General features: G+C 68.4%; 9 protein-coding genes. 7 read left to right on the top strand and 2 right to left on the bottom strand.

Features of this window, described 5'->3' with window-relative positions:
• Window positions 1-80 precede the first annotated feature (80 nt).
• On the bottom strand, window positions 81-1,148 hold the full coding sequence (gene xylF, locus IEY58_RS27660) for a D-xylose ABC transporter substrate-binding protein (protein WP_229743990.1): 1,068 nt from the start codon (window positions 1,146-1,148) through the stop codon (window positions 81-83).
• A gap of 505 nt (window positions 1,149-1,653) precedes the next feature.
• Between xylF and IEY58_RS27655 the strand changes: the two genes are divergently transcribed.
• From IEY58_RS27655 to IEY58_RS27635, 5 genes are all read left to right on the top strand, one after another.
• Window positions 1,654-2,910 carry an ROK family transcriptional regulator gene (locus tag IEY58_RS27655; protein ID WP_189051399.1) on the top strand — a complete coding sequence of 419 codons (1,257 nt, stop codon included), beginning with the start codon at window positions 1,654-1,656 and terminating at the stop codon, window positions 2,908-2,910.
• Between the two features lie 56 nt (window positions 2,911-2,966).
• A complete protein-coding gene (locus IEY58_RS27650; RefSeq protein WP_189051398.1) occupies window positions 2,967-3,722 on the top strand; it encodes an SDR family NAD(P)-dependent oxidoreductase in 756 nt (251 codons plus the stop codon).
• 2 nt (window positions 3,723-3,724) lie between these two features.
• Window positions 3,725-4,597 carry an SMP-30/gluconolactonase/LRE family protein gene (locus IEY58_RS27645; protein WP_189051397.1) on the top strand — a complete coding sequence of 291 codons (873 nt, stop codon included), beginning with the start codon at window positions 3,725-3,727 and terminating at the stop codon, window positions 4,595-4,597.
• A 70-nt stretch (window positions 4,598-4,667) separates the two neighbouring features.
• Window positions 4,668-5,471 carry a FadR/GntR family transcriptional regulator gene (locus IEY58_RS27640; RefSeq protein ID WP_189051396.1) on the top strand — a complete coding sequence of 268 codons (804 nt, stop codon included), beginning with the start codon at window positions 4,668-4,670 and terminating at the stop codon, window positions 5,469-5,471.
• A 139-nt stretch (window positions 5,472-5,610) separates the two neighbouring features.
• On the top strand, window positions 5,611-6,696 hold the full coding sequence (locus IEY58_RS27635; protein ID WP_229743989.1) for an aldose epimerase family protein: 1,086 nt from the start codon (window positions 5,611-5,613) through the stop codon (window positions 6,694-6,696).
• A 151-nt stretch (window positions 6,697-6,847) separates the two neighbouring features.
• Here IEY58_RS27635 and IEY58_RS27630 read toward each other — a convergent pair whose 3' ends face one another.
• Window positions 6,848-10,018 carry a DEAD/DEAH box helicase gene (locus IEY58_RS27630; RefSeq protein ID WP_189051394.1) on the bottom strand — a complete coding sequence of 1,057 codons (3,171 nt, stop codon included), beginning with the start codon at window positions 10,016-10,018 and terminating at the stop codon, window positions 6,848-6,850.
• A gap of 188 nt (window positions 10,019-10,206) precedes the next feature.
• Between IEY58_RS27630 and IEY58_RS27625 the strand changes: the two genes are divergently transcribed.
• Window positions 10,207-11,991: an IlvD/Edd family dehydratase gene (locus IEY58_RS27625; protein ID WP_189051393.1), complete on the top strand. Its 1,785-nt coding sequence runs from the start codon at window positions 10,207-10,209 to the stop codon at window positions 11,989-11,991.
• 142 nt (window positions 11,992-12,133) lie between these two features.
• Entirely contained in the window at window positions 12,134-13,141 is a 1,008-nt protein-coding gene (locus IEY58_RS27620) for an aldo/keto reductase (protein ID WP_189051392.1), read from the top strand.
• Window positions 13,142-13,239: the final 98 nt, after the last annotated feature.

Here is a 13,239-nt window from a genome sequence, read left to right as displayed (position 1 = left end):
CAGGTCCTGAACAAAAGAGTGTGGCCGGCGGCGCCTGGGCAGCGGCCGCGTACAAGCGGCAGCCGCCGGCCAGATAGCGACTACTTGCAGGCGGGCGGTGCCTTCGCCGGATCGACGCCCTGGCAGACGACCTCCTTGGTCACCCAGCCCGCCTTGATCACCACGTCGAGATTGGCCTTAGTGATGCCGACCGGGGTCAGGAACACCGCGTCCATCGGCACCTTCTTCGGGCCCTCGGCCCATTTCTTGGCACCCGGCAGCTTGTCGGGCGTGGTGCCCTTGGCCATGGCGACTGCCGCCTCGGCTGCGGTCCTGCCGAGCAGCCGCGCATCCTTCCAGACGCTGACCGTCTGCAGCCCGCGGGCGATGCGGTTCAAGGCCGCCTTGTCGCCGTCCTGGCCCGAGACCGGGATGCCGGCCAGGCCCTGCGCCTGCAGCGCCGCGACGGCGCCGCCCGCCGTGCCGTCATTGGCGGCGACCACGGCGTCGACCTTATTATTGGCCTTGGTCAGGATCTGTTCCATTTCTTTCTGGGCGTTCTCCGGCAGCCAGCCGGGCGTGTATTCCTCGCCCACGATCTTGACGGCGCCCGACTTGATCGCCGGGTCCAGCACGTCGAGACTGCCGGCATGCAGGAAGTCGGCATTGGGGTCGCTCGACGAGCCCTTGATGAAGACGTAGTTGCCCTTGGGCGCCACCTTGAACACTTCGCGCGCCTGGATGCGGCCGACCTCGCGGTTGTCGAAGGTCAGGTAGAATACGCCCGGGCTCTCGATCAGCCGGTCGTAGCCCACGACCGGGATGCCCTCGGCCTTGGCCTTGTCGATCGCCGGCTGGATGGCGCCCGAGTCCTGGGCCAGGATGATGAGCGCGGTGGCGCCGCGCGCGATCAGGCTCTCGACGTCGGAGAGCTGCTTGGTGGGCGAGCTCTGCGCGTCGGCACTGACATAGCTGGCGCCTTCCTTGGCGAGCTCGGCCTTGATCGCGGCCTCGTCGGTCTTCCAGCGCTCTTCCTGGAAGTTCGACCAGCTCACGCCCACGACGACTTTCTTGTCGGCCGCTTGGGCCGATGCCGCCGCCAGCACGCCGCTGGCCAGGGCGAGGCCCAAGAACGTCGTGCCGAGCATCCGTTGCTGCAGTCCCCTCATTTTCGTGCGTCTCCCTGCCCTTGTTCGTTGCCGTCTCCGTGCGCGCGGGTCGTGCGCCGTTCAACGGGGTGCGAGAATTCCAAACCTTGTCGGGGGAAGAAGGCGCCCGATTCCAGTACCGGCCGGGCGGGTTTGCCCAGGCGGAAGGTCGCGCGCCGCTGCTGGTCCTGAGACCATGATCCTCCCCAACGTCGATCCGCGTGTCGGACCGATTTTTGTAAAACTCTTGATCATAAATCCGCTATGAATTCGAGACTGTCAAGCATCTGATGCAACGCTCATGCGTGCAAGTCGCGCATCTGCCGCAATTTTGCCAGAATGATGCCTGCGGCGGGAGCAAACGGCGATCGTCTGAAGAGGTTCCCAACATTTTGATTTGCCATTTTTGTAGATATCGCGGAAAAAATCGGGCGAGAGTACCAAGTACGGGATGCGCCGGGGCGAGTGCTATCGCTCGTACCCGAGAGAATTGTCCGCAATGGCATACCCGAGGCGGGATAACGGCATGGACGCGATGCAGACGGGGGACACGGAGCTCATTCGGGCGATCAACCGCTTTCATGTGCTCGATACGATCCGTCGATTCGAACCGATTTCCCGCGCCGAGGTCGGCGAGCGGACGCAGCTCAGCCGGACGACCGTCTCGGCCATCATCACGACGCTCTTGGACGAGGGCGTGATCTACTACGACGAGGGCGAGACGTCGGGGGCCACGAAGTCGATGGCCGGGCGCGGCCGGCCCCGCGTGCTGCTGCGCATGAACCCGAACGCCGCCTATGTCGTCGGCGCCAAGCTGTCGATGCATCAGGTGTCGATCACGGTCACGAACCTGCGCGCCGATCCGCTCGCCTGTCTGGTGCTGCCGGTCAGGACCTGGCGTCTTGGTGCGGAACTCATCGCCGACCTGCTCGAGGACGGCATCCGCGCCGCGGTCACCAAGGCCGGCATCACCATGGCGCAGATCGCAGGCGTCGGCGTGGGATTGCCGGGCTTCATCGACTCGGTCGCCGGCATTTCGCACTGGAGCCCGATCCTCGCGGCCGAGCCGGCCCCTGTGCCGCTCGCACGCATGCTGAGCGACCGCCTGGGCGTCTCGGCCGTGATCGAGAACGACGCGAATCTGGTGACCTTGGCCGAACGCTGGTTCGGGCACGGGCAGGGTGTCGATAATTTCGTGGTCGTAACGGTCGAGGCCGGCATCGGCATGGGCCTGTTCATCAACGGTGACCTCTACCGCGGCCACCACGGCATGGGCACCGAATTCGGCCATTCCAAGATCGATCGGCACGGACCGCTCTGCCGCTGCGGCCAGCATGGGTGCGTCGAGGCGTTCTGCGCCGACTACGCCATCCTGCGTGAGGCGCGCAAGATCGTGGACCTGCCGCCGACCGACGACGAGCCGTCGATCGAGGCGGCGGTGTGCGAGGTGACGCGGCTCGCGCGCGAGGGCAACGAGGGGCTGCGGGCGGTGTTCGACGCGGCGGGCGAGATCCTGGGGCTTGGCATCGCCAACCTCGTCAACGTCATCGATCCGGGCAAGGTCATCATCTCGGGCGCCGGCATGCGCGCCGCCGATCTCTTGGAGCCGTCGGTGCGCGCGGCCGTTGCCACGAACTCGCTCAAGGTGCTCGCCGGCCGATGCGAGATCGTGTTCCACGACTGGACCGACGAGGTCTGGGCGCGCGGCGCCGCCTCGCTTGTGCTGCAAGGACTTTACCGGCTGCCGTGGAGCCGCAACGCCCGGATCGAGATGGCGATCTAGGTACAGGGTATCTGGGCAAAGGTATCTGGGCAAAAGACGATCTAGGAAGGACCCGCATGACAGAATTCGCAACATATCCAAGCCTGCGCGGCCGCACGGCCCTGGTGACCGGCGGTGCGTCCGGCATCGGGGCTTCGATCGTCGAGCATTTCGTGGCGCAGGGCGCCCGGGTCGGCTTCATCGATCTCGATACCGAGGCGGGCGACGCGCTGCAGGCGACGCTCGGGCCCCAGGTGCGGTTCGAGGCGGCCGATCTCCGCGACACCGCGGCCCTGGGCCGGGCGATCGCCGAGATCCGCGCGGCCTTCGGCCCGATCACCGTGCTCATCAACAACGCCGCGCGCGACGACCGCCACACGATCGACCAGGTCACGTCCGAATTCTGGGACGAGCGGATGGCGACGAACCTCAAGCATCAGTTCTTCGCGGCCCAGGCCGTCAAGGACGACATGATCGCGGCCGGCGGCGGCGCCATCGTCAACATGAGTTCGGTCAGCTTCCTCTTGGGCCAGGGCGGCATGCCGGTCTATCTCACCGCGAAATCCGCGGTCGTGGGCCTGACGCGGGCGCTCGCGCGCGACCTGGGCCCGCACAAGATCCGCGTCAATGCGCTCTTCCCCGGCTGGATCATGACCGAACGGCAGATCAAGCTGTGGCTGACGCCCGAGTCCGAGGCCGAGATGCTGAAGGGCCAGTGCATTCCGGAGAAGCTCTTCCCGCCGGATATCGCGCGCATGGCGCTGTGGCTTTCGGCCGACGACAGCCGGCTCGTGACCGGGCAGAATTTCGTCGTTGATGGCGGCTGGACCTGATCATGCGCATCGACTGCGTCGTTCCGGCCCGTGCGGTCGTCGGTGAAGGCCCGGTCTGGGATGATCGGGCCCGGGTCGTCTGGTGGGTCGACATCAAGGGGCTGAAGCTCCATTGCTACGAACCGGCGAGCGGGGCCGACCGGTCCTGGGCGATGCCGAGCCGGCTCGGCACGGTGGCGTTGCGCGAGCAGGGCGGCCTCGTCGGCGCCTTCAAGGACGGTTTCGCGCTGATCGATCCGGAGACGGGTGCCGTCACGTCGCTCGTCGATCCGGAGGCGCATCTGCCCGACAACCGGTTCAACGACGGCGGCGTCGACGCGGCCGGCCGCTTCTGGGCCGGCACCATGGACGACGACGAGAAAGCGCCGACCGGCCATCTCTACCGGCTCGATCCCGATGGGCAGGTCGAGGCGTTCGAAAGCCATATCGCCATCACCAACGGCATTGACTGGAGCCTCGACGGGCGGACGCTCTATTTCGTCGATACCGTGGGCGGCCTGATCTTCGCCTACGACTTCGATGCGGCCGCCGGCCGACCGGGCCCGCGGCGGGTGTTCGCGCGCGTGCCGGCCGACGCCGGCCATCCCGATGGGCTGGTTGTCGACGCCGAGGACCATATCTGGAGCGCGCACTGGGGCGGCGGGCGCCTGACCCGCTATCGGCCGGACGGCTCGATCGAGCGCGTGCTCGCGATCCCGGCGCCGCAAGTGACGAGCGCCTGCTTCGGCGGCCCCAATCTCGACATCCTCTATGTCACGAGCGCCGCCATCGGTCTCGATGCGGCGACGCTCGCCCAATATCCCGGCGCCGGCGGGCTCTTCGCCGTCACCGGCCTCGGCATCCGCGGGCGGCCGTCGCGGCGTTTCGCCGGGTAAATCATTTCCGCCGAACGGAATATGCCCTAGTGTGACAAATCGCTGATCGAGCAACCGCCGTGAAGAAGTGATGCCGAGAGCCAAGCCGCAGACCCGACCCGACCGGACCTTCTCCCGCAGCAGCGTGCACGGCCAGGTCGCCCACGAGATCGGTCTCAAGATCGTGCGCGGCGAGCTCGCCCCCGGCAGCTTCCTGCCGACCGAAGAGGAATTGAGCGTCCAGTTGGGCGTCAGCCGCACGGCGCTGCGCGAGGCGATCAAGCTGATGGCGGCCAAGGGGCTGGTGCAGTCGCGCCGCAAGGCCGGCACCCGCATCCGGCCGCGCGCCGAATGGAACATGCTCGACCCGGACATCCTGGCTTGGCAGCTGGCGGCGGCTCCGGTCGAGCGTTTCGTCAAGGACCTGTTCGAGCTGCGCCTCATGATCGAGCCGCAGGGGGCAAGGCTTGCGGCACTCCGCCGGACCGACGAGGACCTGACGCGGCTCGAGAGCGCCTATGCCGGCATGGCGGCCGCCGGCAACGACGCCGAGCGCTGGGAAGAGCCCGACATGCGCTTCCATCAGTCGCTGCTGCAGGCGACGCACAACGAGCTGATGGCGCCGCTCGGCGCCCTGATCGAGACGGCGCTCGCGATGGGCTTCCGCCTGTCGAACGCGACGCCGGGCGGCCCGCGCCACGCGCTCGGCAAGCACAAGGCGATCCTGGACGCGGTCGTAGCCCAGGACGGCGAGGGCGCCCATCGTGCTATGGTCGAGCTGCTCGACAACACCATGGGCGACGTCCGCCGGGCGCTCGACTGGGCGCGGACCGGCGACCCGAATGCGCCAGACCCGGTCGAGACCGTGCTGGCCGGGGTGCGCCGCCGGGGCTGAGTGCGGCGCCCGGGAGCGTACTTCGGTACGGCGGGCGCTAATCCTCATACAAAAGGACTTGACCTGCTCGCCGCCCGGCGCGTTCCTGATGGGACCGAAGCGGCGGACGGGATACGTCCGTTCCAAGGGAGGAGGACCGATGGCGGAGGAGAAGGCGGCGCGCATCATCCGGACGCCGTTCGGGCAGCTGGCCGACGGAACCGGCATCGAGGCCTTTCGCCTGACGAATGCTCGGGGCTTCGCTGTCCGCCTCCTGACCTACGGTGCCACGATCCAGGCGATCGAGGCGCCCGACCGGCACGGGCATTTCGCCGACCTGGTCATGGGCTATGCCGGCCTCGAGGATTATGTCGAGAAGCCGCAATATTTCGGCACGATCGTCGGCCGCTACGGCAACCGGATCGCCGGCGGCCGCTTCACGCTCGACGGCACGGCCTATCGGCTCGCCGTGAACAATGGGCCGAACGCGCTCCACGGCGGCCTCAAGGGCTTCGACAAGGCCGTCTGGACCGTGCTCGAGGCGAGCGATGGCGCCGAGGCGGTACTGCGCCTTGCCTATGTGAGCGCCGACGGCGAGGAGGGCTATCCTGGCCGGCTCGCGGCCACCGTCACCTATCGGGTCGGCGCCGAGAATGCGCTCACGATCGACTATCGGGCGACGACCGATCGGCCGACCGTGCTCAACCTCACGAACCACGCCTATTTCAACCTCGGCGGCGAAGGCGCCGGCGACGTGCTGGGGCATGTCGCCCAGATCGAGGCCGACGGCTTCACGCCGGTCGACGAGCATCTGATCCCGACCGGCGAGATCCGTCCGGTCGCCGACACGCCGTTCGACTTCCGCACGCCGAAGCGCATCGGCGCCGAGATCCGCGACGCGCGCGACCCGCAGATCCTGTTCGGCCGCGGCTACGACCATAATTTCGTGCTGAACGACCGGCAGCCGGGTGTTGCGACGCTCGCCGCCCGCGTGACCGATCCCGCCTCGGGCCGTGTGCTGGACGTGCTGACCGACCAGCCGGGCGTGCAGTTCTACACGGCCAATTTCCTCACGGGCACGCGCGCGGGCAAGTCCGGCCGGCTCTATCGCCAGGGCGACGGCTTCTGCCTCGAGACTCAGCATTTCCCGGATTCGCCGAACCAGCCGCACTTCCCGTCGACCGTGCTCCGGCCCGGCGAGACTTTCCGCTCGACCACCATCTTCCGCTTCGGGGTGGAAGGCTGAGATGGTGCGGTGGCACCCGCTCTTCCGTCATCCCCGCGCAGGCGGGGATCCAGCCCTTACGCGCGGCAGCGCGGACAAGAGTCTTGTCGCCGCCGACGCGGCTCATTGCTGGATCCCCGCCTGCGCGGGGATGACGGGAGAAGCAGTGGCCCTAAGCCGCCTCCTGGTCCGCCGCGTCGCCGAACAGGTAGTCGATGTCGTCGAGCTCGATGCCGGCGAACTCGCTCTCGGCGCCGAGCGCGATGTTGGCCAAGGCCGCCTTGCGCTCCTGCAGCTCGACGATGCGCTCCTCGACCGTGCCGGCGGCGATCAGCTTGTAGACGAACACCGACTTGGTCTGGCCGATGCGGTGCGCGCGGTCGGACGCCTGTTCCTCGGCGGCCGGGTTCCACCACGGGTCATAGTGAATGACCGTGTCGGCGGAGGTCAGGTTGAGGCCGCGGCCGCCCGCCTTGAGGCTGATCAGGAACAGCGGTACTTCGAGCGCCTCGAAGCGCCTGACCGGCGTCGCGCGGTCGGCCGTGTCGCCGCGCAGCTCGACGAAATCGATGCCGGCTGCCGTCACCGCCTCCTTGATGAGGTCGAGCATCGAGGTGAATTGCGAGAACAGGAGGACGCGCCGGCCCTCGGCGATCATCTCGACCAGCATCTCCTTGAGCTCGTCGAGCTTGCTCGACATCGCGACCTCGCGCGCGGCTGGCAACTTGACGAGGCGCGGGTCGCAGCACACCTGCCTCAGCTTCAAAAGTGCGTCCAGCAGCACGATCCGGCCCTGGCCGGCGTTGCGCTCGGCCAGCTCGTGGCGGAGCTTTTCGTAGAGGGTCACACGGATCGTCTCGTAGAGCTCGCGCTGCTCCGGCGCCAACGAGACGCGGCGGATGATGGTGTGCTTCGGCGGCAGGTCGCTCGCGACCTCGGCCTTGGTGCGGCGCAAGATGAACGGGCGGATGCGGCGGATCAGCTGGTCGCGCCGGACCTCGTCGCCCTTCTTCTCGATCGGCGTGCGGAAGCGCTTGGCGAAGCCGCGCCGGTCGCCGAGCAAGCCCGGCATCAGGAAGGCGAACTGCGCCCACAGTTCCTCGAGATTGTTCTCGATCGGCGTGCCCGACAGGCACAGCTTGTGCCGGGTCTTGAGTTGGCAGACGGCGCGGAAGGTCTTGGATTCCGGGCTCTTGATCGCCTGAGCCTCGTCCAGCACGACGAGATGCCATTCCATCTCGCTCATGAGCTCGATGTCGCGGGCCAGGACGGTGTAGGTCGTGATCACCACCTCGGTCTGGCCGAGCGAGCGCCGCCGCTCGTGCCGGTCGAGCCCGTGCAGCACGGCGCGCCGGAGGTGGGGCGCGAACTTGGCGAGCTCGGCCGACCAGTTGGCGACGAGGCTGGTCGGCAGCACGATCAGCACCGGCCGGTCGAGCCGGCCGGCGTCGTGCTCGGCCACGATATGGGCGATGGTCTGGGCCGTTTTGCCGAGCCCCATGTCGTCGGCCAGGATGCCGGCGATGGCTTGGCCTGCGAGATGCTGCAACCAGTCGAGCCCCTGGGACTGGTAGGGCCGGAGCGTGCCCTTGAATCGGGCCGGCACCGGTATCGGCTCGATGGTGAGATCGTCGCGGAAGCGCTCGACGTAACGGCGGATGTGCGCGGCATTCTGCCAGCGCGCGACCAGCACTTCCTCGAGGTCGACCACGGCCGGCGCCTCGCTCGCCGGCAGCATGAGCGTGCCGGCGCCGGTACGGCGTGCGGCCTCGATCAGGTCGCTCATGGTGGCCAGCATGCGTGCGATCCGCTCGACCGGCAGCGCCAGCATGCGGCCGTCGTCGAGCTGGACGCGCACCTTGCCGTCGACCGTGGGCATGGTCTCGAGCCCGCCGCGATCCAGGATGCGGGTCAGGATCGGCAGCAGCGGCAACCGCTCGCCCTCGACCTCGATGCCGAGCTCGAGCGAGAACCAGCCGCCCTCCTCGTCGGCGAGCCGCATGTCGATCTCGCCGATGACGTCGATCAGCTGCGGGCCGAAGCCGTCCTCGATCTCGGCGCGCCAGCCCTGGGCCTCGAGCGCCGGCACGCGTTCGGCCAGGAAGCGTTGCCAGCGCTCGCCCGCGTCCTTGCCGCGGTAGAGATAGATGCGCCGGCCCTTGGCCTGGCCCTTGGTCTGGACGCGGACCTGCACGAAGCCTTCCTCGCGCAGCTGCCCCTCGGCCCGGGCCTCGGCCGGCCGGTCGCGGCGCAGGAACATGGGCTCGCCAGTGCCGTCCTCGACGCGAACGAACTGCCGCTCGTCGTCGGGCTCGGCGAGGCCCCTATCGTAGGCAAAGGCGAGGGTGAGCGCGTCGACCTGCTGGATCCGGCCCATCTCGTCCGGCCCCTCGATGCGCGCGAGCTTGATGACCGGCACCATCGGCCGGTCGAGAATGACGAGATCCGCCGGCGTCGCGCGCGGTGCCGAGCGCGCGGGTTCGGCACGCCGGCTCATCTCGCGCAGATTGGCGTCACGCAGCCCGGCGGTGCCGCGCCGGATGGGCGGCGCCAGCGGCCTGCGGGTGGCGGTCGAGGCCGGGGCGCGCGGCACGGCCAGGCCCAGGTGCCCGCTATGGGCGTCGACGTACCAGAGGCTGGTGCCGGCGCGCAGCACAGCGGATTTCGGCGGCAACTCCGGCGGCTTCGCCGCGTCGAACACGCGCTGCGGCCCCTTGATCAGGCGCTTGTTGGACGGCTGCCAACGGGCAAGGCCGGATCCGACCAGCTGGTCGATGAGCCGTGCCGCCGCCTGCGGCTCGGAGGCGGCGACCGCGACGCGCGTCTCGTCGCCACCGATCAGGCGGGCGAGGGCCCGCTCGCCAGGCGAACGCTCGATCTCCTCGCCGATGCGCCGTGGGCTGACCGGCTCGATGCGGCCGGTCCGGTCATGCTCCAGCACCGGCGAGACGAAGAAGCAGGTCTCGCCTTCGCCCGGTTCCAAGAGGAACACGAGCCGCGTGCGCTCCTTGGGCGGGGCGGCCAAGAGGTTGGCGAGGAAGCTCTGCTGCTGCTGCCGGCGCCATTCCGGGTACTTGTCGAGCACGCCCAGCGCCGCCGCCACCAGATGGGCGCAGTTGCGCTGGCCGCAGCTGCATTGGCTGGCGAAGGTGACACGGCCGTTCGCTATCGCCGGGTGCAGGCTGCCGCGATACTGCCGGTCGCCCTCGCGCACGACGCCCTCGATCGTGTCGCCGTCGATATGGAGCGCCACCTGGCCGGCCAGCAGCAGGGTGCGGCCGCGGGCCAGCGTGCGGGCATCGAAGGCGCGGCCGAGATCCTCGGACGAGTACGGAATTGCCATGGGATTGGGGGGCTACGCCGCTTTGCGGTGACAAGGAAATCGTGGTTCTGCGGCCATCGGGCGGTCGCGGTCAAGCGATTGGGCTGCGCCGCAGGCGGCTTCCCCCAGAATTGGTGCGTAAAGCGCCATGGACAAGACCGGCGGCCGTCATGGCTGCCGGGCGTTGAGTGACGAAGGAGTTCGAACGAATGGCGGACAATCAAGGCCGCAAGCTGCGCAGCCAGCTTTGGTGGGACAATCCGGGCAATCCCGGCATGACGGCGCTCTATCTCGAGCGCTACCTCAATTTCGGCCTGACGCGCGAGGAGCTGCAGTCCGGCAAGCCGGTCATCGGCATCGCCCAGACCGGCAGCGACCTCTCGCCGTGCAATCGCCATCACATCGACCTGGCCGAGCGGGTCAAGGCCGGCATCCGCGACGCCGGCGGCCTGCCGATCGAATTCCCGGTCCATCCGATCCAGGAGACCGGCAAGCGGCCGACCGCGGCGCTCGACCGGAACCTGGCCTATCTGGGCCTGGTCGAGGTGCTCTACGGCTATCCGCTCGACGGCGTCGTGCTGACCACCGGCTGCGACAAGACCACGCCCGCCATGCTGATGGGCGCCGCCACGGTCGACATTCCGGCCATCGTGCTGTCGGGCGGCCCGATGCTCGACGGTCATTTCGAGGGCGAGCTCGCCGGCTCCGGCACGGTCGTGTGGGAGGCGCGCCGGCGCCATGCCGCCGGTCTCCTCGACTATGCCAAGTTCATCGACATGGTCGCGGCGTCGGCGCCGAGCGTCGGTCATTGCAACACCATGGGCACGGCGAGCTCGATGAACGCCATGGCCGAAGCACTCGGCATGTCGCTGCCCGGCTGCGCCGCCATCCCCGGCCCCTATCGCGAGCGCGCGCAGATGGCCTACGCGACAGGAAAACGCGCGGTCGAGCTGGTGCGCGAGAACCTGAAGCCGTCCGACATCATGACGCGCGCCGCGTTCGAGAACGCGATCGTCGCGGCATCGGCGATCGGCGCCTCCACCAACTGCCCGCCGCACGTCAACGCCATCGCGCGCCACATGGGCGTCGAGCTCACCAACGACGATTGGGACCGCATCGGCTACGAGATCCCGCTCTTGGTCAACATGCAGCCGGCCGGCAAGTACCTGGGCGAGACCTACTATCGTGCCGGCGGCCTGCCGGCCGTGCTGGGGGAACTGAAGCGCCATGGCAAGCTGCGCGAGGGTGCCGTCACGGTGACCGGCCGGACCATGGGCGAGATCACGGGCGACGCGCGCTCGACCGATCCGGACGTCATCCGCGCTTGGGACAATCCTTTGAAGGAGAAGGCCGGCTTCGTGCAACTCAAGGGTAACCTGTTCTCGAGCGCCATCATGAAGACCTCGGTCATCTCCGACGAGTTCCGCACGCGCTATCTCGAGACGCCGGGCGACGAGGAGGCGTTCGAGGGCCGCGCCATCGTGTTCGACGGGCCCGAGGACTATCACCACCGCATCAACGACCCGTCGCTCAACATCGACGCCCATTGCATCCTGGTCGTCCGCTATTGCGGGCCGGTGGGCTATCCGGGCTCGGCCGAGGTGGTGAACATGCTGCCGCCCGACGCGCTGGTGAAGCAGGGTGTCAACGAGCTGCCGTGCATCGGCGACGGCCGGCAGAGCGGCACGTCTGGCAGCCCGTCGATCCTGAACGCCTCGCCGGAGGCCGGGGTCGGCGGGGGCCTGGCACTCTTGCAGACCGGCGACCGGGTGCGCATCGACCTGAAGAAGCGCGCGGCCAACATCCTGATCAGCGACGCGGAACTGGCCGAGCGGAAGAAGGCCCTCAAGCTGCCCGAGTTCGTCAACCAGACGCCTTGGCAGGAGATCTATCGCAGCCACGTGGGCCAGCTCGAGACCGGCGGCGTGCTGGAGAACGCGGTCAAGTACCAGCGCATTGCCGAAACCTTCGGCGTGCCGCGGGACAATCACTGACCTGATTGAACCGTCATTCCCGCGGAGGCGGGAATCCAGCCCTTACGCGCGGGAGCGCGGAAAAGAGTCGTGTCGCCGCCGACGCGGCTCTTGGCTGGGTTCCCGCCTTCGCGGGAACGACGAGTAGAGAGGAAGCCTCGCCATGGACTACCGCAACCTCGGGCGCAGCGGGCTCAAGGTCTCGCCGCTGTGCCTCGGCACCATGATGTTCGGCGGCCCGACCGCGGAGGCGGACGCGGCCCACATCATCGCCAAGGCGGCCGATGCCGGCATCAATTTCATCGACACGGCCGATGCCTACAACGACGGGGAGTCGGAGGCGATCGTCGGCCGCACCATTGCCAAGCAGCGCGATCGCTGGGTCTTGGCGACCAAGCTCTGCAACGTCATGGGCGACGGGCCGAACGAGCGGGGCCTGTCGCGCAAATGGGTGATGCAGGCGGCAGAATCGAGCCTCCGGCGGCTCGGCACCGACTATATCGACGTCTATTACCTGCATAAGGAGGATCTCTCGACGCCGCTCGACGAGACGGTGCGTGCCATCGGCGACCTCGTGCGCCAGGGCAAGATCCGCTATTTCGGCGTGTCGAACTATCGCTCCTGGCGCGTTGCCGAGATCTGTCATCTGGCCGACCGGATGGGCATCGACCGGCCGGTGGTGAGCCAGCCCTACTACAACGCCATGAACCGGGTGCCGGAGGTCGAGCATCTGCCGGCCTGCGGCTTCTATGGCCTGGGCGTGGTGCCCTACAGCCCGCTCGCCCGCGGTGTCTTGACCGGCAAATACTCGCCCGATGCGCCGCCGCCGAACGACAGCCGTGTCGCCCGCCAGGACAAGCGCATCCTGCAAACGGAGTGGCGTCGTGAATCGCTGGCGCTGGCGCAGGAGATCAAAGCCCATGCCGAGGCACGCGGCGGCACCGCCGGCCAGTTCGCGGTCAGCTGGGTCCTGAACAACCGGCTCGTGACATCCGCGATCGCCGGGCCGCGCACGATCGAGCAGTGGGACGATTACATGGGCGCCTTGGCCTACCGCTTCACCGCCGAGGACGAGGCGCTCGTCGACCGCCTGGTGCCAACCGGTCATCCGTCGACGCCCGGCTACAGCGACCCGGCCTACCCGATCGAAGGCCGCGTGCCGCGGAGTTGAGGACGGCGGCGCGACCCTCACCCCAACCCTCTCGCTTGCGGGAGAGGGAGGGACCTGGCGCGTAGCGGCGGGAGGGTGAGGGTGTCGCCGCGCGCTCG

It is taken from the genome of Aliidongia dinghuensis (genome assembly GCF_014643535.1).
Taxonomy (GTDB): Bacteria; Pseudomonadota; Alphaproteobacteria; order ATCC43930; family CGMCC-115725; genus Aliidongia; species Aliidongia dinghuensis.
Note: the sequence above shows the minus strand (reverse complement) of the source record. Positions and strands in the feature narration are given on the sequence as shown.